This window comes from Cupriavidus sp. 05T313 (assembly GCF_056396665.1).
Map to the genome: position 1 here is coordinate 58,315 of NZ_JBFTLX010000007.1, position 21,963 is coordinate 80,277.

Below are 21,963 nucleotides of genomic sequence, written 5' to 3' on the forward strand. Positions count from 1 at the left end.
CCGTGCCGGCCTCTTGAATGTGCCCGCCGGCAGCCTCAACTAGCCACGTCATGCATCGCGCGGCAAAAGCGCCGCCGGCCAGACACGCGGGTACGGCTGCGAGCACGCAGGCTGCGAAACACTGGCTCTTCGCCTGCGGTTACACCTGCGCCATCGCGCCGGAATGATGTAAAACAAAACAGGACGCCACAAATTTCCGTGCGCCCGCTCTCCTGGAGGCGGCATGCCCCCTCGCACCACCGTTTTCGTCGCGGCCATCGTGGTCGGCCTGTTGCACGGCTACATCGGCCTGCGCCTGTTACCCGACCTGCCCGTGGCGTTCGCCGTCAAGGCACTTGCCGTGGCGTGGCTGGCGCTGTCCTGGCCGCTGATCCCCGCCGGCCTGCTCGCGCGGCGCCTGGACCAGCCATGGTGCGACGCGCTCACCTGGGTAGGCATGCTGGCGATGGGGTTCTTTTCCTCTCTGCTGGTGCTGACGCTGGCGCGCGACATTGTGCTGCTGGCGGGCGCCGTCACTGGCTGGCACCCGGCCTGGCTGCTGTCGCGCACCGCTGCCGCGGTACCGGTGCTGGCGCTGCTGGTTACCGCGCTGGGGCTGTTCAATGCGCGGCGGCTGGCGCAGGTGGTGGAGGTGGAAGTGCCGATCGCCGGCCTGCCCGACTCGCTGCACGATTTCACCATCGTGCAGATCAGCGATATCCATGTTGGCCCCACCATCAAGCGCGCCTATCTGGAACGCATCGTCGCGCGCGTCAACGAGTTGCAGCCGGACGCCATCGCCATCACCGGCGACCTGGTCGACGGCACGGTACGCGAGCTGGCGCCGCACACGGCGCCGCTGGGCGACCTGAAGGCGCGCCACGGCACGTTCTTCGTCACCGGCAACCACGAGTACTACGCCGGCGCCGAGCCGTGGATCATCGAACTGCGCAGGCTGGGCCTGCAGGTGCTGATGAACGAGCACGTGGTGATCGGGCAGGATGAAGACGCACTGGTGCTGGCCGGCGTGACCGATTATTCCGCCCACCGCTTCGACGAAAGCCATCGCAGCGACCCGGCGCGCGCGCTGGACGGCGCGCCATCTGTCGTCGCCGCGCGTGTCCTGCTGGCGCACCAGCCGCGCACCGCGCCCGCCGCTTCCAACGCTGGCTTCGACCTGCAGCTTTCCGGACATACGCATGGCGGCCAGTTCTGGCCGTGGAACCTGTTTGTGCCGATGCAGCAGCCCTATACCGCCGGGCTGAACCGGCATGAGGCAATGTGGGTGTATGTGAGCAGGGGCACCGGCTATTGGGGGCCACCCAAGCGCTTTGGCGCGCCGTCGGAGATTACGAAGCTGAAGCTGGTGCCCAAGCCAGCGCCGCCGCTCAATGCGGATGTGGCGTAATACGCGGACACGCAAAAAGCAAAGGGCCCCGCGCGAGCGGGGCCCTTGTCCGTTGGCGGCCCGTAACCGGATGCCGCCAGGATGATCGTGCTTATCGCGCGATAGGCTTGTAGCGGATACGCTTCGGCTTGGCGCCCTCTTCACCCAGGCGGCGCTTCTTGTCCGCCTCGTATTCCTGGTAGTTGCCAGGGAAGAACTCCACGTGCGACTCGCCTTCGAATGCCAGGATGTGGGTGGCGATCCGGTCCAGGAACCAGCGATCGTGCGAGATCACCATCACGCAGCCCGCAAACTCCAGCAGCGCGTCTTCCAGCGCGCGCAGCGTTTCCACGTCCAGGTCATTGGACGGTTCATCGAGCAGCAGCACATTGCCGCCGGAGATCAGCGTCTTGGCCAGGTGCAGACGCCCGCGCTCGCCGCCCGAGAGCGTGCCCACGTGCTTCTGCTGGTCCGAGCCCTTGAAGTTGAAGCGGCCGATATAGGCACGCGACGGCGTTTCGTAGCGGCCCACGGTCAGCACGTCGGCGCCGCCTGAGATCTCCTCGAACACGGTCTTGCTGCCGTCGAGCGCATCGCGGCTCTGGTCCACGTAGGCCATCTTCACGGTCGGGCCCACCTTGATCTCGCCGCTGTCCGGCGTTTCCTTGCCGGTGAGCATGCGGAAGAAGGTCGACTTGCCGGCGCCGTTCGGGCCGATGATGCCGACGATGGCGCCAGGCGGCACCTTGAAGCTGAGGTCATCGATCAGCAGGCGGTCGCCATAGGCCTTGCTCACACCGTTGAATTCGATCACCTCGTTGCCCAGGCGCTCACCCGCGGGGATGAAGATTTCCTGGGTTTCGTTGCGCTTCTGGTATTCCTGGCTGTTCAGTTCGTCGAAGCGCGCCAGACGCGCCTTGGACTTGGCCTGGCGCCCCTTCGGGTTCTGCCGCACCCATTCCAGTTCCTTGTGCAGCGCCTTCTGGCGGGCCGACTCGCTAGACTCTTCCTGTTTCAGGCGGGTTTCCTTCTGGTCCAGCCAGGAGCTGTAATTGCCCTTCCAGGGGATGCCGTGGCCGCGGTCCAGTTCCAGGATCCATTCGGCCGCGTTGTCCAGGAAGTAGCGATCGTGGGTCACAGCCACCACGGTACCGGGGAAGCGCGTGAGGAACTGCTCCAGCCACTCCACCGATTCCGCATCCAGGTGGTTGGTGGGTTCGTCKAGCAGCAGCATGTCGGGSYKSGACAGCAGCAGGCGGCACAGCGCCACGCGSCGCTTCTCGCCGCCKGACAGGTTGCCCACCTTGGCGTCCCAGGGCGGCAGGCGCAGCGCGTCGGCTGCGATTTCCAGCTGCAGTTCGGCGTTGTTGCCGTCGCTGGCCGCGAGGATCGCTTCGTACTTGGCCTGGTCCGCCGCCAGCGCGTCGAAGTCGGCGTCCGGTTCCGCATAGGCCGCGTAGATCTCATCGAGCTTCTGGCGTGCCTCGAACACGCCGCCCAGCGCGGCTTCCACCGATTCGCGCACCGTCTGTTCGGGATCGAGCTGCGGTTCCTGCGGCAGGTAGCCGATGTTCAGGTTGGGCATGGGCGTGGCYTCGCCCTCGATCTCCTTGTCSAKGCCMGCCATGATCTTCAGCACGGTCGACTTGCCCGAGCCGTTCAGGCCCAGCACGCCGATCTTGGCGCCCGGGAAGAAGGACAGCGAGATGTCCTTGAGAATGTGACGCTTGGGCGGAACGATCTTGCCCACGCGGTTCATGGTGAAAACGTACTGTGCCATGCGAATCCGAGTGAATTGGGGGAGGTGAAATGGGGGAATCGGCCAAGTGTAGCAAAGCCGGTCCGGCCGCGGCCCGTCAGGACGCTTTCCCGGCGCGCAAGTTGCCGGCCGGGCGCCTGCGCGCGCGGGTCAGGCTGGACGTCAGCCGGCGGTAGGCGATATCCATGTGCCGCTGTATCAGCGCGCGCGCCAGCTCGGGATCCTTGCCGCGCAGCGCCGCCAGCACGGCGCGGTGCTCCGTGATCGCCCGCGCCCATACCTCGGGCGTTTCGAAGTGGCTGTCCAACTGATCGAACAGCGGGCCCAGGCGCAGGTCGAAGAGCCGCCGCACCACGCCCACCAGCACGCTGTTGCCGGTGGCCTCGGCCACGCGCACGTGGAACAGGCGGTCGGCATCGAGCGGCGTGAGGCCCGCGGCGGCATCGGCGGCCATCTGCGCGATCGCCTCCTCGATGGCGTCGAACTGGGCCTTGCGCCCGCTTCTTGCCGCCAGCGCGGCAACCTCGCCTTCCACCAGCGCGCGGGCGCGGATCAGTTCGAGCRGTCCCTCCTCGCCGGACAGGTCGAAGCCCGCATCGGCGTGCGAAGGTGGTTCGCACACATAGATGCCCGAGCCCATCCGCACTTCGATATAGCCCTCGACCTCGAGCGCGATCAATGCCTCGCGCAGCGACGGCCGGCTCACGCCGAGCTGCACCGACAGATCCCGCTCCGCCGGCAGGCGCGAGCCCACCGGAAACTCGCCGGCCAGGATCAACCCGCGCAACTGGTTGCTGATCTGGCGGTAAAGGCGCTGTGGCTCGATCGATTGGATAGGCATGGACAAGCAGCCCCGAGTGGCCAGCACAGATCTCCAGTGCGCGAATCGTGCGCTGGCGGTTGCGGTGTTTCGCAGTCCCGCGCCGCCGGCTCGCGGCGCGAGATTGGTTTGACCAGTTGTCCAGTCCGCTGAAGTCTAGGCAGCGCGCTGTTCAATGTCCAGGCGCAACGCGAATGCACTGCAGCATCGGCAACGGCACCGCGCGCGGCGGTAGAGACGGCAGTAGAGACCCCTAATTGGTAATACCAGTTTACCTGTCGATAGTCCTGAACTAGACTCCGCTCACTCGGCATGCGCGCGGCAAGGCAGTGGCGGTCGCAGGCATCCGGATCTGCATCGCACAAGAAAGCGGGCATCAGCACACGTGGCGCGAAAGCGCTGGACGTCGCTACGCGGCCCCCGCAGAACGCAGGAGACCCGAGTGAACGACGAAAAACCGCCGAAGCCCCCGGTGCACCCCGTGCGCCGCAGCCAGGCCTGGTTCGGCCGGCTTGACCGCGATGGCTTCATCTACCGCTCGTGGCTGAAAAACCGCGGCATTCCCCACGATCAGTTCGACGGCCGCCCGGTCATCGGCATCTGCAACACGTATTCCGAACTCACCCCCTGCAACTCGCATTTCCGCACGCTGGCCGAACAGGTCAAGATCGGCGTATGGGAAGCGGGCGGCTTTCCGCTCGAATTCCCGGTGATGTCGCTGGGCGAGACCATGCTGCGCCCSACCGCSATGCTGWYCCGYAACCTGGCCAGCATGGACGTGGAGGAAKCSATYCGMGGCAAYCCGRTCGATGSCGTGGTGCTGCTGATGGGCTGCGACAAGACCACGCCGGCGCTGATGATGGGCGCGGCGTCCTGCGACCTGCCCACCATCGGCGTCTCCGGCGGCCCGATGCTGAGCGGCAAGTTTCGCGGCGGCGAGCTGGGCTCCGGCACCGATGTCTGGAAGATGTCGGAAGCGGTGCGGGCCGGACAGATGTCGCAGGAGGATTTCTTCGAAGCCGAAAGCTGCATGCACCGCTCGCATGGCCACTGCATGACCATGGGCACCGCGTCGACCATGGCCAGCATGGTGGAAGCACTCGGCATGAGCCTGCCCGGCAACGCCGCGATTCCGGCGGTGGACGGCCGCCGCAATGTGCTGGCGCGCGCCTCGGGGCGCCGCATCGTGGAGATGGTCAAGGACAACCTGGTGATGTCGCGGATCCTCACCCGGCCTGCCTTCGAGAACGCCATCCGCGTCAACGCGGCGATCGGCGGCTCGACCAACGCGGTGATCCACCTGCTTGCCATCGCCGGCCGCATCGGCGTCAAGCTGAGCCTGGAAGACTGGGACGCATTGGGTCACGAGCTGCCCTGCCTGCTCGACCTGCAGCCCTCCGGGCGCCACCTGATGGAAGACTTCTATTACGCCGGCGGTCTGCCGGCGGTAATCCGCGAACTGGGCGCGGTGCTGGCGCGCGACGCGCTGACCGTCAACGGCAAGACGCTGTGGGACAACTGCAAGGACGCGCCCAACTGGAACCGCGAAGTCATCCACGCCTTCGACGCGCCCTTCAAGGCGAACGCGGGCATTGCCGTGCTGCGCGGCAACCTGTGCCCCGACGGCGCGGTGATCAAGCCCTCCGCCGCCACCCCGGCGCTGCTCAGGCACACGGGCCGCGCGGTGGTGTTCGAGAACAGCGAGCATATGCACCAGCGCCTCGACGACGAATCGCTCGATGTGGACGAAACCTGCGTGCTGGTGCTCAAGAACTGCGGCCCGCGCGGCTACCCCGGCATGGCCGAGGCCGGCAACATGCCGCTGCCGCCCAAGGTGCTGCGCAAGGGCATCACGGACATGGTCCGCGTCTCGGATGCGCGCATGAGCGGCACTGCCTACGGCACAGTGGTGCTGCACGTGGCGCCCGAGGCCGCGGCCGGGGGCCCGCTCGCGCTGGTGCGCGACGGCGACATGGTGGAGCTGGATGTACCCGCGCGCAAGCTGCACCTGCATGTCGGCGACGAGGAATTGCAGCGCCGCCGCGCAGCGTGGCAAGCGCCTGCGCTGCCGATGGAACGCGGCTGGACCCGGCTCTATGTCGAGCACGTGCAACAAGCCAACCTGGGCGCCGACATGGATTTCCTGGTGGGCAAGAGCGGCGCCGCCGTACCCAAGGACAACCACTGAGACGCGTTGTCGCAACGCGGCTTTCCGCAGCTTTGCATTCGCGACGAACGGCCGCTCCCGGCATGAACGGCCAACGGAGACACCACGCATGGCATCGGTTCAGATTCGCGGCATCCAGAAGTACTTCGGCAGCACGCAGGTCATCCGCGGCGTGGACATCGACATCGCCGACGGCGAGTTCACCGTGCTGGTGGGACCATCCGGCTGCGGCAAATCCACGCTGTTGCGCATGATTGCCGGGCTGGAGGAAATCACCACCGGCGAGATCGCCATCGGCGGCCGGGTGGTCAATCGCCTGCCGCCAAAGGAGCGCGACATCGCCATGGTGTTCCAGAACTATGCGCTCTACCCGCATATGACGGTCTACGACAACATGGCTTTCTCGCTCAAGCTCGCCAAGGGGGATAAGGACGAGATCAGGCAGAAGGTGGACAAGGCTTCCGCCATTCTCGGCCTGGGCAGTTTGCTGGATCGCTACCCGCGCCAGCTTTCGGGCGGCCAGCGGCAGCGGGTGGCGATGGGACGCGCCATCGTGCGCGATCCGCAAGTGTTCCTCTTCGACGAGCCGCTCTCCAACCTCGACGCCAAGCTGCGCGTGCAGATGCGCGCGGAGATCAAGGAGCTGCACCAGCGCCTGCGCACCACCTCGGTCTACGTCACGCATGACCAGATCGAAGCCATGACCATGGGCGACCAGATCGTGGTGATGCGCGACGGCCGCGTGGAGCAGCGCGGCAAGCCGCTGGACCTCTACGACCATCCCGACAATCTCTTCGTGGCCGGTTTCATCGGCTCGCCCGCGATGAACTTCGTGCCCGGCGTGCTGCGCCGCCAGGGCGGCGATACGGTTGTCGAGTTTCCCGATGGCACGCGCCTGCCGCCCCCCACGCGCTTCGACGCCGGCGCCGGGACCGACGGCCAGCGCGTGATCTATGGCGTGCGGCCCGAGCACCTGAGCCTGGACGCGACCGGCCAAGGCCTGCGCAACCGCGTGTCGGTAGTCGAGCCTACCGGCGCCAACACCGAGATCTATTCGCGCTTCTGCGAAACGGACTTCATCTCGATATTCCGCGAGCGCCATGACTTCGCCGCGGGCGACATCCTGAACCTCGTGCCCGACCACCAGCACACCCACCTGTTCGATGCCGACACGGGCCAGTCGCTGCTGCGGCACGGCACGCCGGATGCGCAGGGTGATCCGGGAAACAGGCATGACCAGCACGGGGCGGAACCCCTGACCACGGAGGAGACAAAACGATGAGCGCACCGACCAACTTCACGAGACGCGATTTCCTGGCATCCACGGCTGCCGTCGCCGCCACCACGGCGCTGGGCGGCCATGCCTTCGCCGCGCCCGCCCCGCTGCTGTACAAACCGGAAGCGGGCGCCAAGCTGCGGGTGCTGCGCTGGAAGCGCTTCGTGCAGGGCGACGAAGACTTGTGGAACGCCAACACCAGGAAGTTCTCCGAACTCACCGGGATCGAGGTGCGGGTCGACAACGAAGGCTGGGAAGACGTGCGCCCCAAGGCCGCCGTGGCGGCCAGCGTTGGTAGCGGGCCGGACATCATCGTCGGCTGGTTCGACGACCCGCAACAGTATCCCGACAAGCTCGTCGACATGTCGGACCTGGCCACCTACCTCGGCGGCAAATACGGCGGCTGGTACGACGTGTGCCGCAAATACGGCACGCACAACGGCAAGTGGATCGGCCTGCCGCTGGGCGTGGTGGGCAACGCGCTGGTCTATCGCGAGAGCCATGTCAAGGCAGCGGGCTTTGAGACCATCCCCAAGGACCTCGCCGGCTTCCTCAAACTGTGCCAGGGGCTCAAGGCCAAGAACACGCCCTGCGGCTTCGCGCTGGGCAAGGCGGTCGGCGACGGCAACAACTGGGCGCACTGGCTGCTTTGGTCGCATGGCGGCATGCTGGTCGATACCAAGGGCAAGGTCGTGGTCAACTCGCCCGAGACCTGGGCCGCGCTGGAGTATGCCAAGCAACTCTATGCCACCTTCGTGCCCGGCACGCTGTCCTGGCAGGACCCGTCGAACAACAAGGCCTTCCTGGACGGCCAGGTCAGCCTGACCGCCAACGGCATCTCGGTCTACTACGCGGCCAAGAATTCGAAGGAGCCCAAGCTGCAGGAGATGGCGCGGGACATCCAGCACGCGCACTTCCCGATCGGCACGTCCGGCAAACCCACCGAACTGATGCAGATCACGCAAATGATGCTGTTCCGATATTCCAAGTTCCCGAACGCGGCCAAGGCCTACCTGCAATTCATGATGGAACCGGAGCAGTACAACCCATGGATGGAAGCCGCCATCGGCTACGTCAGCCAGCCGCTCAAGGCCTACGAGGCCAACCCGATCTGGACGGCCGATCCCAAGCACACCGTCTATCGCGACTCCGCCGCGCTGATGCTCGACAACGGCCACGCCGGCCCGCTGGGCACCGCTTCGGCCGCGTCCATGGCTGACTACATCGTGCTCGACATGGTGGCCGAGGCGGCCAGCGGTTCCAAGACGCCGAAGGAGGCGGCGGCGCGCGCGGCGCAGCGTGCCGAGCGCTACTACAAGGCGTGATGTCGCCAACGCCCGAAGCAGGGAAGGCGCGGCGGCACACCGCCGCGCCGCCGTTCTGAAGATCCGGTCCGGCGTTTCCAGCGCCGGACCGGCAGCCGCCGAGGTGATCCATGCTATCCCGCCTGTTGAACAACCGCCATACGCTGGGGCTGCTGTTCATGCTGCCCACGGCGCTGTTGCTGCTGGTCTTCCTGACATATCCGCTCGGCCTCGGCGTCTGGCTCGGCTTCACCAATACCAAGATCGGCGGCACCGGCGAATGGATCGGGCTGGCCAACTACAGTTACCTGGCCGGCGACTCGCTGACGCAACTGGCGCTGTTCAACACGCTGTTCTACACGCTGGTGGCCAGCGTGCTGAAGTTCGCGCTGGGGCTGTGGCTGGCGCTGCTGCTCAACAAGAACCTGCCGTTCAAATCGTTCTTCCGCGCCATCGTRCTGCTGCCGTGGATTGTGCCGACGGCGCTGTCGGCGCTGGCCTTCTGGTGGATCTATGATGCGCAGTTTTCCATCATCAGCTGGAGCCTGGTCAAGCTCGGGCTGATCGACCGCTATATCGATTTCCTCGGCGACCCGTGGCTGGCCCGCTTCTCCACCATCGCCGCCAATGTCTGGCGCGGCATTCCCTTTGTCGCGATCTCCCTGCTGGCCGGGCTGCAGACCATCTCGCCCACGCTGTACGAAGCGGCATCGATCGACGGCGTCACGCCGTGGCAGCAGTTCCGCTATGTCACGCTGCCGCTGCTGACGCCGATCATCGCGGTGGTGATGACCTTCTCCGTGCTGTTCACCTTCACCGATTTCCAGCTGATCTACGTGCTCACGCGCGGCGGCCCGCTCAACGCCACTCACCTGATGGCCACCCTGTCCTTCCAGCGCGCGATTCCCGGCGGTTCACTGGGCGAAGGCGCGGCGATCGCCACCATGATGGTGCCCTTCCTGCTGGCTGCCATCCTGTTCTCTTACTTCGGCCTGCAGCGGCGCGGCTGGCAACAGGGAGGCGACAAATGAAAGCGAAAGCGATGAGCGCGCCCGAGCAGCAGGGCATGGACTACCTGCAATCGATACCGCGGCGCTGGGTGACCATCTACATCCCACTAGGCATCTTCGTCTTCGTGCTGCTGTTTCCGTTCTACTGGATGGCGATCACCGCCTTCAAGCCGGATGGCGAACTGCTGATGCGCAGCGCCAACCCGTTCCTGGTGATGGCGCCCACCTTCGCGCATTTCAAGAAGCTGCTGTTCAACACGCCCTACCCGGCCTGGCTGCTCAATACCGTGATCGTCTCGACGGTATCGACCTTCGCCTCGCTGGCCGCCAGCGTGCTGGCCGCCTACGCGATCGAGCGGCTGCGCTTCCAGGGCGCGAAGCAGGTCGGGCTGGCCATCTTCCTGGCCTACCTGATCCCGCCCTCGATCCTGTTTATCCCGCTGGCATCGATCGTGTTCCAGCTCGGCCTGTTCGATACGCGCTGGGCGCTGATCCTGACCTATCCCACCTTCCTGATCCCGTTCTGCACCTGGCTGCTGATGGGCTACTTCCGCTCCATCCCTTACGAACTGGAAGAATGCGCGCTGATCGACGGCGCCACCCGCTGGGAGATCCTGGTCAAGATCATCCTGCCGCTGGCCGTGCCGGGACTGATCTCGGCCGGCATCTTCGCCTTCACGCTGTCGTGGAACGAGTTCATCTACGCGCTGACCTTTATTTCCTCGTCGGAAGTGAAAACGGTGCCGGTGGGCATCGTCACCGAGCTGATCGAGGGCGACGTCTACCACTGGGGCGCGCTGATGGCAGGCGCCTTGCTGGGCTCGCTGCCGGTAGCGCTGGTGTACTCGTTCTTTGTCGAGTACTACGTGTCGGGCATGACGGGGGCGGTGAAGGAATAGGCGGCAAAGGGCCGGACAAGCGCAACGGCACCGGGCATGAACGCCTGGCAAGGGCAGGTTAAAATGCCCGTTGTCCCGCCGCCAACCGCCGGCACCGCCGAACCACCCCGTATTCAAGCCCGATCCGATGAGCAAACCCGCCCGCACCCTCACCTTCAAGTGCAAGAAGTGCACCAAGCCCGTCACGCTGTTTCTGCAGAAGGTATCCGCCTGTTCGCACATCACGCCATACCAGGGCTGGTGCAAATGCGGTGAGCTGGTTCGTCACGCCACCGGCGACAAGGATGCGGTCGAGTCCTTCGTCTCCTCCGTCGACGGCAACTGGGCACACCACCACCATCACCACCATTGAGCAACCGTAGCCATCCCGCTCCCGCCAGCGAAACCTGGCGCCCCGGCGCCAAGGATCCGCTGCGCTTCCTGAGCGCGTATCCCGATGCCGTGCTCGACCAGGTGCGCCAGCTGGTTGCCGCCAATCGCCTTGGCGAGCACCTGGCGAAGAAATACCCGGCCCGGCACACCGTGCAGACAGACCGCGCGCTGTACGACTACACCGCCGAACTGAAGCAGGAATTCCTGCGCACCGCGCCGCCGGTCCACAAGATCGCGTTCGACGCGAAGATCGACGTGGTGCATCGCGCGCTCGGGCTGCACACCGCCATCTCGCGCGTGCAGGGTGGCAAGCTCAAGGCCAAGAAGGAAATCCGCGTGGCCTCGCTGTTCAAGGAAGCGCCGCCCGAATTCCTGCGCATGATCGTGGTGCACGAACTCGCGCACCTGAAGGAAAGCGATCACAACAAGGCGTTCTACCGCCTGTGCGAATACATGGAGCCGGCGTATCACCAGCTCGAGTTCGACACGCGCCTGTTCCTGGCGTGGCGTGAACTGGAGCAGGCACAGCGCTAGCCCCCTCGCCTCTCAAGCCTCAAGCCTCAAACCGCGCCCGGGCTCACCACCACTGTCTTCCGATACGTCCCCTGTGCCGCCAGGCGATGCAGCACGCACACCTGCACGTTGCCGGCGAAAGCGGCCTGCCTGACGGCTGCCGCCATATGCGCCAGCACGACCGCGGCCATGGCGGCCTGCACCGGCTCCGGCCGCGCATTGGTCATCACGAGATGCGTCACGACGAAGCCGGCTTCGGGGTCGTCGCCGGTCAGCGCAACCTCCGCCACCAGCAGGCGGCTCTTGAGATCCGCCAGTTGCGCGTAGCCATGCCCTGCGAGTTCGCGGTGCACGCCGGCGAACACATGCGCGAAGTCGATCCTGTCCGCGAGTTGCCGCGTGGTTTCGGTAATCAGGTGCGGCATGATCAGTCCGGTTTCACCGAGGCGGAGGATACGGCGCGGGTCCAACTCGCCTGCGCCTGCGACAGGAACTGGCGGAAGCCGGCAGGATCCAGCGGCCGGGCTTCCACGCCAAGCGCCAGCAGGCGTTCCTGCATCTGCTTGTCGGCGAGCACCGCATTCAGCTCGTGGTTGAGCCGGTTGAGGATATCGCCCGGCAGCTTGCCCGGCGCCATGATTCCGTACCACGGCGCCGCGTCGAAATCGCGCACGCCTTGCTCGCGCATGGTGGGCACCCCCGGCAGCAAGGCGGAGCGTCGTGCGCCGGTCTGCGCCAGCGGCACCACCGTGCCGGCTTTGATGTGCGGCAGCAGCAGCACGGGGCTGTCGAACATCAGCGCAATCTGCCCGCCCAGCAGATCGTTGATGGCGGGGCCCGACCCCTTGTAGGGAGAATGCAGCAGGCGCGCGCCGGTAGCCTGCGAGAACATCGCCCCGATGATGTGCTGCGGCGTGCCGTTGCCCGCCGAGCCGTAGGCGATGGTGTCGGGCGCCGCGGCGGACGCGCGCACCAGCGCGGGCACGGAATCGAAGCGCTGCCCGCGGGTGCCCGCCACCAGGATGAACGGCACCGTGCCGATCAGGCCGACGCCGGCCAGGTCCTTCGCTGGATCGTAGGGCAGCGCGGGATACAACGCCTTGCCGACCGAGACCGGCCCGACCGCGCCCAGCAACAAGGTATAGCCATCGGCAGGCGCCTTGCTGACATAGTCGCTGCCGATGGTGCCGCCCGCGCCGGGCCGGTTCTCCACCACCACCGGTTGCTTCAGGCGGACCTGCAGTTCTTTCCCGATCAGGCGGGCGAGCGAGTCGGTGGTGGCGCCGGGCGCATACGGCACCACCAGGCGGATCGGGCGATCCGGATAGGCAGCGCTGGCCGCTGGCGCGAATGTCAGGCAGAGCGCGGCGGCTGCGAGCGCGGGCGACAAGAAGGCAAGCAGCCGGCGGTTGCGCCGGTCGGCGCTGGAATGGCATGACATGGGGGTCTCCTGGTGTTTTCCATGTTGTGCATGCATTCCAGCAGTTACGACATGCTCTGTAAAATGATGAATCGATTTTCAATTCATCACGACAGATTATGAGATCAACGGCCACGCCCGAAGCCATGGACCTGCGCCTGGTCCGCAGCTTCATGGCCGTTGCCCGCCATGGCAGCGTGACCGCCGCGGCCGATTCGCTCGGCCTGACGCAACCGGCCTTGTCACAGCACCTGCGCATCTTCGCGCAGAGCCTGGGGGTGCCGCTGTTCGGACGCGTGGGCCGCAAGCTGGAACTGACCGATGCGGGCAGGCAACTGGTTCTGGCGCTCGAACCCGTGCTCGATCAGCTCGAACGGGTCATCGTATCCGCAGCCTCTCAGCGCGGCGCGGTGGAGGGCACGCTGCGCATCGGCGCCACCCATACCTATCTTTCCGCGCTGGTGATGCCTGCCGTGCAAGCGCTGGTCGATGCGCATCCGGGGCTGGATATCCAGGTGTTCGAGTTTGCCGCCGCCGAGGTCGACCGTTCCCTGCTGGACGGACAGATCGATCTTGGCCTGGCGTTTGCGAAGGACGCGCCAAAACGCATCGAACAGGTGCCGCTGTTCTCGGAAACGCTTGCCTTGATCGCACCCGGACACAAGCTGCCACGCGAACAGGAAACCGTGACCCTGGCGCAACTGGGAACGCTGCCCCTGGCGCTGCTGCCCGAGCGCTTCGCCATGCGCCGGCAGATCGACGCGGCCGCGCAGGCCGCCGGCATCGTGCTGCGGCCCCGGCTGGAAGGCCCCAGCGTGGAAGCCTTGCTGCGCGCCGTGCTCGGCGGCCGCCTGTACACCATCGCCAGCCCGCTGGCGCTGCATATCGCCGGCACGCAGCGCAGCGGCAGCTTCGCCGGGCTGGCCTACGCGCCGGTCGCGCATCCCGGCTTCAGCCGCACGGCCGCACTGCACCGGCGCCGCGGCCGGCCGGATAGCCCCGCCGCCACAGCTTTCATGGAAACGCTCGGAAAGGTGATCCGGGACGCCGCCGGCAGCGGGTATCTCATACCCATCTGACGCGTGCCTGGCGCCGCCAACTCCGCCGCGGATTCCGCGCCGCCACTYCCTGGGCAGCGCAGCCGTACTCACCGCTGCGCTGCCGCTGGCCGCAGCTGCAGCCGGCGGCGCCACCGCGCACCCCGGCCAGGCGCGCCAGCAAGCTCGCGCCGGCCGCACCCGATTCTGGCCGGATGGCGCGCAACTCGTCATCTCCATCTCAATGCAGTTCGAGGCCGGCGCCCAGCCCGAGCGCGGCGCCAGCGGCCCCTTCCCTCCGCTCGACCCCAAGTACCCGGACTACCCGCTGCAGTCTTGGTACACCTACGGCGTGCGCGAAGGCATCCCGCGTCTGCTGGACCTGTGGGACCGCGCCGGTATCAAGGTGACCTCGCATATGGTGGGTCAGGCAGTCGAGCGCCATCCCGAACTGGCGCGCGAAATCGTCGCGCGCGGGCACGAAGCCTCGGGCCATGGCCAGACCTGGGAGCCGCAATACAGCATGAGTGCCGAAGCGGAACGCGCCAGCTACGTGCAGAGCATCGACACCATCCAGCGCGCCACCGGCACGCGGCCCCTCGGCTTCAACGCCTTCTGGATGCGCGGCTCGCCCAATACGCTGCCGATCCTGCAGTCGCTCGGCTTCCTCTATCACATCGACGACCTCAGCCGCGACGAGCCATCCGTGCTGCAGGTAGGCGGCAAGCCGTTCGCCGTGGTGCCCTACACCGTGCGCAACAACGACATCGTGCGCTTCGACTCGCCATCGACCACGGCCGAAGACATGCTCGGCGAACTGAAGGCGGAGTTCGATGTGCTCTACGCCGAAGGCGCCCACCGCCGCCGCATGATGTCCATCAGCACGCACGACCGCATCTCCGGTTCCCCGGCACGCGTGCGGGCGCTCGAAGCGTTTATCCGCTACGCCCAGGGCCATGCCGGCGTGACCTTCATGCGCAAGGACGACATCGCCCGCTTCGCGCTCGGCGCGAGCGACGTGCCGGCGGCATAAGCCAGGGCAAAACCACGAACATACAGACGAGTACAAGCCGACATGAAAACCACAAACCTCGCGCCAGTACGCGCATTCGTAGCCGCCCTAGGCGTCGCCCTGTTACCGCTATCGCAAAGCGCCGCCGCTGCCGGCGACGAGCTGGTCCACCCGCAGCACCTGGCCCAGGGCGCCGGCCAGCCGTCCGCGGCAGCCGCRCTTCTCGCCGCCCGCCGCTACGCCACCTTCTGGCACACCGGCGACGAACGCTACGCCACGCTCGCACTCGCCCCGGACTTCAGCGACCGCACGCTGCCGCCCGGCCGCGAGCAAGGCCTGCGCGGCCCGTTGCAGGCCTCCAGGGGATTCCGCGCCGCGGTACCGGATCTCAGCGCGGAAATGGAAGACGTGGTCATCGCCGGCGACCGGGTCGCGGTGCATCTGCGCTTTCGCGGCCACTTTACCGGGGCGTTCGGCGACAGCAAGGGCCAGGGCCAGCAGATCGACTTCCAGGCCTTCGACCTGTACCGCGTGGCGAACGGCAAGATCGTGGAGAACTGGCATCTGGAGGACAACCTGGGCCTGCTCAGGCAGATGGGGGTGAGCAAGTAGGCGTTGGGCCACAACATGCGCGGTGCGTGGCGGTACTACTTCGCCACGGCCACCCGCCAAACCACATTGCCGACATCGTCGGCAACCAGCAGCGCCCCGCGCTTGTCGATGGCCACGCCTACCGGCCGCCCTTGGGCGTCGCCGTCCTTGTCAAGAAATCCCGTCAGCACATCCACAGGCGGACCTGCCGGTCTGCCGTTGGCAAACGGCACGAAGATCACCTTGTAGCCGCTGTGCGGCTTGCGGTTCCACGAGCCATGCTGGCTGACAAACATACCGTCCTTGAACGCAGCCGTGAGCGAGTTGCCTTGCGACGAGGCGAGGCCAAGCGAGGCGGTGTGCGGGCCGACCGCGTAATCGGGCGGGATGGCCTTGGCCACCATTTCGGGCCGCTGCGGCTTCACGCGTTCGTCCACATGCTGGCCGTAGTAGCTAAAGGGCCAGCCGTAAAAGGCCCCGTCGCTCACCGAGGTAATGTAGTCAGGCACCAGATCGCTGCCGATTTCGTCGCGCTCGTTGACCGAGGTCCACAGCGCTCCGCTGGCGGGCTCCCACGCCATGCCGTTGGGATTGCGCAAGCCGCTGGCGAAGATGCGATGCGCTCCGGTCTTTGGATCGACTTCCCAGATGGCCGCGCGGCCCTCCTCCTTGTCGATGCCGTTCTCGCCGACGTTGCTGTTCGAGCCGACGGTGACATACAGCTTGCCGCCGTCCTGGCTGGCGATGATGTTCTTGGTCCAGTGATGGTTGATCGGGCCAGCCGGCAGGTCCACCACTTTCACGCCGGGTGCGGTAACCTGGGTCTGTCCGGGTTGGTAGGGGAAGCGCAGCACGGCATCGGTGTCGGCCACGTAGAAATCATTGCCGACCAGCACCATGCCGAAAGGCGAATGCAGGTCCTTGAGGAAAACCGAGCGCGCATCGGCCACGCCATCGCCATCGGTGTCGCGCAACAGCGTAATGCGATCGGCACTCGGCACCCCCGCGCCGGCGCGCTTCATCACCTGTTTCATTACCCAGCCCCTGATGCCCTTACCATCGTCGGGTTTTGGCGGTGCGTTGGTCTCGGCAACCAGCACATCGCCATTGGGCAACACGTAGAGCCAGCGGGGATGATCCAGTTTGTCGGCAAACGCCACGGCGGACAGGCCGTCCGCCGCCACCGGCTTGGCGCCATCGGCCCAGCCCTTCGCAGGGGCGATGTGCACGGTTGGCAGCATGGTCTTGTTCGGCGCCGGCAACTGCGGCGTGAAGCCGGTGCCCGCTGACACTGGCAGGGTTGCGGTTTCGCCGCACGCCGCCAGGCCGGCCACCATCAGCACGCTCAGCGACAGGAGGGATAGACGCGGCACGACCATGTTCGGCTCTCCGGCAAGACTCGCCTCGCCCCGGGCGGATGCGCCGCCGGAATGCGAAAGCGCGATGAACGCAAGCGGCCGGCCCAGCCTGGCGCCGGTAGCCGGAGGACGCCCTCGCCTTCACTATAGGACGCACGCGGCACAACTTCTGTCGGCATGCCGGAAGCCGCGCGTAAGACAAAGACGGTGCGTGCGATGCCATCGCCTGTCCCGCACCTGGCGCGGGGAACGCCGCGTCGGAAAAGCTGGTGCTGGAAGCTTGCAGTTGCCGGCTATGGTTCGCTCAATCGCAAGCGTAGCGGAACGCGTCATCCAGGTTCAGCGGCAGCACCAGCGTGCGAAGATGCGCCGCCTTTGCCGAAGCACACAGCGTTGCGCGCGTCGCCGCATCCTTGTACTTCGAGGCGTACTCCACGTTGAACACTGCCTTGCCCTGGGCCGTGAACGGCGTGTAGGTAGCGCACTCCTTGTACTGGAAGCACTGCTCGTTCACCGCGAAATCGAAATCCGCCGCCAGTTGAGCGATCTGGTCCACGTCGTTCTTCAGGCCCACGGCCAGCCCGCGCGCATGCGCCTCGGCTGCGAGAAAACGGTTGTAGTCCAGCTGCGTGACCGCTGTCAGCGGGAGACCCGGCTTGTTGGCATAGCCGTCGACGTTGTCCGGGTCCACGCCATCGCAACCCTTCGACTTCGCCAGATCCATGCGCGCCTGCATGATCTTGCGGACGTTGGGCGAGCGCGTATCCAGCCAGCGCTCTCCCGCCCAACCCGACAGGGCCTTGCCCATATCGGCCGCCGCAAACTGCTTGAAATCCGGGCGCCAGTTTTCTGAGCTGCCGGCGGAGAAATAGCAGACTACGCGCTTGCCCTGCGCCTTCAGCGCATTGATGGTTGCTTGCGGCGTATCCACCAGATCGATATCGAAGACCTGCGCGGGGTAGTTCGTGTTGACCGTGCTGGTCAATTGCAACTGCCAGGTGTCCGCGGCGGCCGGCATCCAGCGCGAAGGGGCCAGAGTTTGCGCTGAGGGAGACAGGGTAGCGTTGGAGGCAGAGGCAGGAGCGTTCACCGCTGACACGGAAATGGCGGAGGCGTCCGGCTCCGCCGATGCGCCATCGCCTCCGCAAGCCGCCAGACAGGTAATCGAGACCAGCCATGCCATACGTGCAAGTTTCCGGATCACGGAGGCTTTCCTTTTTGGGTTGCTTTGGTTGGCTGATGGAATGGGGAGGTGCGGAGGCACCCTGCCAGGTTGTCTGGCAGGGGGGGATCTTGAATGGTTTCCCGAACGCTACGGTAGGCGGGTTGAATGACGGGCGCAAGACGGGGATATGCAATCGTTGTATCGCGATCCGGCGCCCGGAGCTCAGGGCAGGTTGCTTTCGAATCGGTCCGATTCATCACACATTCGCTGCTCGACTACGATCCCCGCTGGATCCGGCAACGGCATATCTCGACATGCGGAGGGCTGAATCGATCGAAGATTCGCCGGGCATGATCAGCCAGGGCAGGCTGGCCGTTGATCTTTCCTCGATCCAGACGGTCGATGACTATATCTGTGGTCTCGGATAGAAGCGTTCGCGGCAAGTCGCGCAGTTGTTAGCGGTGCCAGGCGTGACGACTGCGCCCGCCGTACGGGAGAACCGAATCTTCAACCCGCTCAAAAACAAAACGGGCTACGCAAATCGCGTAGCCCGTTTTGGAATTCTGGTGCCGGCTGCAGGACTCGAACCCGCCACCTGATGATTACAAATCAGCGTTAGTGGACATTACCCTACGTTGACTGAGATCCCTGTGGCCATGCAAATACTTAAAAATAAAGGGGTTTTTCGTTGACGCCCGGTGATATCTCGTTGACCGGGATAGATCGAATACCGCACAATCCGGTTACATAGCGGTTACATGGAACCGTGTAACCCGGTTTGTAGGATTCTGCATGGCAAAAATCAACTTCACCGCTGCCCGGGTAGATGCTCACCAGTGCCCCCAAGGGAAAGCGCAAGCTTTTCTGTGGGATGCGATTTCCCCTGGCCTCGGTTTGCGCGCTACCGCCAGTGGGGCAAAGTCATACGTCTTCCAGGGCAAGATCCACGGACAAACCGTCCGCCTGACCATTGGGGATCCGCGTAGCTGGACAATCAGTAAGGCTCAGGAGGAAGCCAGGCGCCTGCAAACGCTGATCGATGCCGGCCAGGATCCGCGTGAAGTCAAGGCCGAGCAACGGGCCAGCTATGAGGCAAGGCGGGCGGCGACGGCTCGGGAGAGCGTGACGGTTGCCGAAGCTTGGACAGACTACCTTGAGCATCTGCGTACGAAAATCTCCCCCAAGACTAAGAAGCCAAGGTCCGCAACCTACATCAATGACCACATCAAGCTTGCCGCGCCAGGCGGGATGCCTGCCAAGCGAGGCAGCAAGCAAACCGAACGCGGACCGCTTTACYCACTGATGGCACTGAAGCTCTCCGGCCTGACTGCCAAGACTGTTGCCACGTGGCTGGAATCCGAGGTGCCTGCCCGGCCGACCAGTGCCGCATATGCATTCAGGATGCTCAAGGCCTTTGCACGCTGGTGCGAAGGACAAGACAAATACGCAGGCACCATCCCGACCGACTGCTGCACCTCCCCCAAGGTGACCGGCGCCCTGCCAAGCAGCAATACCAAGGACGGCGATAGCCTTCAGCGCGAACAACTTGCCACCTGGTTCTCCGCTGTGCGCGCCCTGCACAACCCGGTGCAGTCCGCCTACCTGCAAGGACTTCTCATTACTGGTGCGCGCCGGGAAGAACTCGCAGCTCTGCGCTGGGATGACGTGGACTTCCAATGGCGAAGTCTGCGCATCGCCGACAAGATAGAAGCCGGGCGCGTGATTCCCCTCACGCCCTATCTGGCTTCCCTGTTGCTCAATCTCAAACGCCTCAACGAAACCCCGCCGACTGCCCGGCGGCGGCGGACGCTCGAAGCACGAGGCGAGAAATGGGAGCCTTCTCCCTGCGTATTCCATAGCCTCAATGCTGCAAAGGGCCGGATTGCCGAGCCAAGGTATGCACACAACCAAGCCATCGAGGCAGCCGGCCTGCCCCACGTGACGCTACATGGCCTGCGCCGGTCGTTCGGCACGCTATCCGAGTGGAGCGAGGTTCCCGTTGGCGTCGTGGCACAGATCCAAGGGCACAAACCTTCAGCGCTAGCCGAAAAACATTATCGTCGCCGGCCACTCGATATGCTTCGAATGTGGCACGACAAGATCGAGGCATGGATGCTGGAGGAAGCGGGAATTAGCTTTCATCAAACTTCAACGGCGGACCAAGAGGCAGCGGCTCAAACAGCGCCATCTGCTTGACCGGCGGAGACCTCACTGCCCATGCGCGGCACTCACGCAGACGATCAATTTAGTGAGCGCTAAATCCCTATGGCAGCGCCCTCAACTCGTTGATGTAATGACCCAGTAAAATTCTCGCGCGTCTAGCTCATGCTTGGTTGGAGCAACTCACTGACCAACAGGTGTGGTCGATGGCACGTCGTACTGGTTGTCGGATAGCTCCGATCGCAGACGATGATCCAGCAGGACGTGCAAGATGTCGCGCATTTTTTCTTGGGTAGCGACGATTCGCCCCTGATCGTCGAACTGTATACCCCAACTGCGGAGTCCGTTGATCTCGCGAAGACGGATCATGTAATCCGGGTTCTGGTAATAGCCACGCGCCTTGATCACCGCCATACGGCGCAAGTGCGTAGCGTTTTTGCCGATGAAGGCGTCAAAAACGGCGAAATCAGCAATAGCGGCTGAAAAGCCTTCCTCTTGCTTCAGTTCTGCATATGCCTCTTCGTAGGTGTCTTTGTGATTCAGCAGAGATTCAAAAGCAGGTTTGCTGCTCATGAGAACGCTTTCTCCCACGACAAAGAAGTCAAAACTACGGGAGATGCTAAATGACGGGTTATCCATGATATCGAGGCCCGCCTCAGTGAAGAAGATATTCATCATGCCCTTCTTCTTTCGGGTTCCCCAGTCTGCATTTGCCTTCTTGACACAGCAAATCACCGAGTCACCGTGGCGCAGACGAAGAACGTACCCCGCAGCGTTATTAAGCTGCTTCACGTGCTTTACCAAACATTCCTCCAAAGGCTGATCAATCAGCTTTTGGAGGTAAGGAAACAGAGTCTCCTCGCGTGAAACGGCAAGGAAGCCTCCTTCGCTCGGCTGACTGAGCAAGTTGTACTCTTCAGCGATGGTGTGACTGGTTTGGTAGCTCGAAACCAGTCCTTTGAGTTGATCTCTCAAGGCGTCGCTCATCACGACTGAAACGGCTGTAAAGGGATTCATTTGCCCAGTCGCCGGGCGCTTCTTGAATACCCATAGTGATGCAGTTGCCTGAGCAACGTCAAAGGCCCCAAAGGCTTGCAGATCTTGCACTACCGTCATTTCTCTCCCCGATGCAAAACGTAGATTCCGTGTACCAAGCAGGACTCAAGGTGATCGCCTGACTTAACTTGCTCCTTCGATAGCGCCTTCACACAGCGCTTATGCCCCTCAGTCACGATGTTGAGTTCATAGAGCTGCCAGCCAGCGACCAGCAAGAAAGGATTCATCAGAATCTGCCCCGATCGATAAGTGATGACGAACATCAGCACGATGAAGAGTAAAAAGCCGAAAAATTTCCCGTCAACTCCCAAGTCGAGCCCCATGAAAGAAACGACATAGGGGAATACGTAGTTAATGAGATCATTCGGGATCGACTTCGAGTCAATGACCTCAAGTCTTGAATAGCCCGACAGGTTCTGCATCAGGATCATGAAGATGACGAGGCTCACAGCGCAAATCCCGAGCAGGCCAAGAGCCCGCTCCGGATTCGCAAGCTCAGGAAGATAGCAGGAGGACATCTCCGTAATCTTGCACAGCGGAGCCTTCCAAGAAGACTCCTTGACATCTTGGATCAGCAGGATCAGGCTCAACGGAAAGTAAGAACCGAGGAACAAGATCAGCGCGGGGAGAAGTCGCATTTCCATCTTAAAGCCCACTCAGGTGCATGGTCCATCTAGA

Annotated in this window: 20 protein-coding genes; 12 read left to right on the top strand and 8 right to left on the bottom strand. The window is 64.3% G+C overall.

Translation table 11 applies throughout. The annotated features are described in order from the left end of the window. Positions 1-223: 223 nt before the first annotated feature. Positions 224-1,387, top strand: a complete 1,164-nt coding sequence (locus AC1DKD_RS02960; protein ID WP_441628929.1) for a metallophosphoesterase — start codon at positions 224-226, stop codon at positions 1,385-1,387. A 91-nt stretch (positions 1,388-1,478) separates the two neighbouring features. Here the strand turns inward: AC1DKD_RS02960 and ettA are convergent, their stop codons facing one another. Both ettA and AC1DKD_RS02970 read right to left on the bottom strand, forming a co-directional pair. Continuing rightward, positions 1,479-3,146, bottom strand: a complete 1,668-nt coding sequence (gene ettA / locus AC1DKD_RS02965) for an energy-dependent translational throttle protein EttA (protein ID WP_477142909.1) — start codon at positions 3,144-3,146, stop codon at positions 1,479-1,481. 76 nt (positions 3,147-3,222) lie between these two features. Then, positions 3,223-3,966, bottom strand: a complete 744-nt coding sequence (locus AC1DKD_RS02970) for a FadR/GntR family transcriptional regulator (protein ID WP_477142910.1) — start codon at positions 3,964-3,966, stop codon at positions 3,223-3,225. A gap of 421 nt (positions 3,967-4,387) precedes the next feature. On the opposite strand from AC1DKD_RS02970, the gene AC1DKD_RS02975 reads away from it, so the two are divergent. The 7 genes from AC1DKD_RS02975 to AC1DKD_RS03005 all read left to right on the top strand — a co-directional run bounded on the left by AC1DKD_RS02975 (position 4,388) and on the right by AC1DKD_RS03005 (position 11,507). Next, positions 4,388-6,133 carry an IlvD/Edd family dehydratase gene (locus AC1DKD_RS02975; RefSeq protein WP_477142911.1) on the top strand — a complete coding sequence of 582 codons (1,746 nt, stop codon included), beginning with the start codon at positions 4,388-4,390 and terminating at the stop codon, positions 6,131-6,133. Positions 6,134-6,221: 88 nt separating this feature from the next. Then, positions 6,222-7,394, top strand: a complete 1,173-nt coding sequence (locus tag AC1DKD_RS02980) for an ABC transporter ATP-binding protein (protein WP_441628919.1) — start codon at positions 6,222-6,224, stop codon at positions 7,392-7,394. Further along, on the top strand, positions 7,391-8,713 hold the full coding sequence (locus tag AC1DKD_RS02985) for an ABC transporter substrate-binding protein (RefSeq protein ID WP_441628917.1): 1,323 nt from the start codon (positions 7,391-7,393) through the stop codon (positions 8,711-8,713). The genes AC1DKD_RS02980 and AC1DKD_RS02985 overlap by 4 nt, the downstream gene beginning before the upstream one ends. Positions 8,714-8,823: 110 nt before the next feature. Further along, a complete protein-coding gene (locus AC1DKD_RS02990) occupies positions 8,824-9,723 on the top strand; it encodes a carbohydrate ABC transporter permease (RefSeq protein ID WP_441628915.1) in 900 nt (299 codons plus the stop codon). Further along, a complete protein-coding gene (locus AC1DKD_RS02995) occupies positions 9,720-10,601 on the top strand; it encodes a carbohydrate ABC transporter permease (protein ID WP_441628913.1) in 882 nt (293 codons plus the stop codon). The genes AC1DKD_RS02990 and AC1DKD_RS02995 overlap by 4 nt, the downstream gene beginning before the upstream one ends. Positions 10,602-10,728: 127 nt before the next feature. After that, positions 10,729-10,953 carry a hypothetical protein gene (locus tag AC1DKD_RS03000; RefSeq protein WP_441628911.1) on the top strand — a complete coding sequence of 75 codons (225 nt, stop codon included), beginning with the start codon at positions 10,729-10,731 and terminating at the stop codon, positions 10,951-10,953. 59 nt (positions 10,954-11,012) lie between these two features. After that, on the top strand, positions 11,013-11,507 hold the full coding sequence (locus AC1DKD_RS03005) for a M48 metallopeptidase family protein (RefSeq protein ID WP_441628969.1): 495 nt from the start codon (positions 11,013-11,015) through the stop codon (positions 11,505-11,507). Positions 11,508-11,533: 26 nt separating this feature from the next. Here AC1DKD_RS03005 and AC1DKD_RS03010 read toward each other — a convergent pair whose 3' ends face one another. Next, complete coding sequence (locus AC1DKD_RS03010) at positions 11,534-11,911, bottom strand: hypothetical protein (RefSeq protein WP_441628909.1); 378 nt, start codon at positions 11,909-11,911, stop codon at positions 11,534-11,536. 2 nt (positions 11,912-11,913) lie between these two features. Continuing rightward, complete coding sequence (locus tag AC1DKD_RS03015) at positions 11,914-12,927, bottom strand: Bug family tripartite tricarboxylate transporter substrate binding protein (RefSeq protein WP_441628907.1); 1,014 nt, start codon at positions 12,925-12,927, stop codon at positions 11,914-11,916. Between the two features lie 98 nt (positions 12,928-13,025). Here AC1DKD_RS03015 and AC1DKD_RS03020 point away from each other — a divergent pair, with 98 nt between their 5' ends. The 3 genes from AC1DKD_RS03020 to AC1DKD_RS03030 are packed head-to-tail and all read left to right on the top strand — an operon-like array spanning position 13,026 to position 15,567. Then, positions 13,026-13,985 carry a LysR substrate-binding domain-containing protein gene (locus tag AC1DKD_RS03020; protein WP_441628905.1) on the top strand — a complete coding sequence of 320 codons (960 nt, stop codon included), beginning with the start codon at positions 13,026-13,028 and terminating at the stop codon, positions 13,983-13,985. Beyond that, positions 13,969-14,976, top strand: coding sequence for a polysaccharide deacetylase family protein (locus AC1DKD_RS03025; RefSeq protein ID WP_477142920.1), 1,008 nt, complete (start codon positions 13,969-13,971; stop codon positions 14,974-14,976). The genes AC1DKD_RS03020 and AC1DKD_RS03025 overlap by 17 nt, the downstream gene beginning before the upstream one ends. A 42-nt stretch (positions 14,977-15,018) precedes the next feature. Further along, positions 15,019-15,567, top strand: a complete 549-nt coding sequence (locus tag AC1DKD_RS03030; RefSeq protein ID WP_441628901.1) for an ester cyclase — start codon at positions 15,019-15,021, stop codon at positions 15,565-15,567. Positions 15,568-15,602: 35 nt separating this feature from the next. Here AC1DKD_RS03030 and AC1DKD_RS03035 read toward each other — a convergent pair whose 3' ends face one another. Together AC1DKD_RS03035 and AC1DKD_RS03040 are read right to left on the bottom strand one after the other, a co-directional pair. Further along, complete coding sequence (locus AC1DKD_RS03035; RefSeq protein WP_441628899.1) at positions 15,603-16,925, bottom strand: PQQ-dependent sugar dehydrogenase; 1,323 nt, start codon at positions 16,923-16,925, stop codon at positions 15,603-15,605. Between the two features lie 283 nt (positions 16,926-17,208). After that, positions 17,209-18,087 carry an endo alpha-1,4 polygalactosaminidase gene (locus AC1DKD_RS03040; RefSeq protein WP_441628967.1) on the bottom strand — a complete coding sequence of 293 codons (879 nt, stop codon included), beginning with the start codon at positions 18,085-18,087 and terminating at the stop codon, positions 17,209-17,211. 774 nt (positions 18,088-18,861) lie between these two features. Here AC1DKD_RS03040 and AC1DKD_RS03045 point away from each other — a divergent pair. Then, positions 18,862-20,265 (top strand): tyrosine-type recombinase/integrase, encoded by a 1,404-nt coding sequence (locus tag AC1DKD_RS03045; protein ID WP_477142912.1) that lies wholly within the window; start codon positions 18,862-18,864, stop codon positions 20,263-20,265. 147 nt (positions 20,266-20,412) lie between these two features. On the opposite strand, the gene AC1DKD_RS03050 is transcribed toward AC1DKD_RS03045, so the two are convergent. Both AC1DKD_RS03050 and AC1DKD_RS03055 read right to left on the bottom strand, forming a co-directional pair. Next, the gene (locus AC1DKD_RS03050) at positions 20,413-21,345 is read right to left on the bottom strand and encodes a Kiwa anti-phage protein KwaB-like domain-containing protein (RefSeq protein ID WP_477142913.1); all 933 of its coding nucleotides are present in this window, start codon (positions 21,343-21,345) and stop codon (positions 20,413-20,415) included. Then, complete coding sequence (locus AC1DKD_RS03055) at positions 21,342-21,929, bottom strand: hypothetical protein (RefSeq protein WP_477142914.1); 588 nt, start codon at positions 21,927-21,929, stop codon at positions 21,342-21,344. Before AC1DKD_RS03055 ends, AC1DKD_RS03050 begins: the two co-directional genes overlap by 4 nt. Positions 21,930-21,963 lie beyond the last annotated feature (34 nt).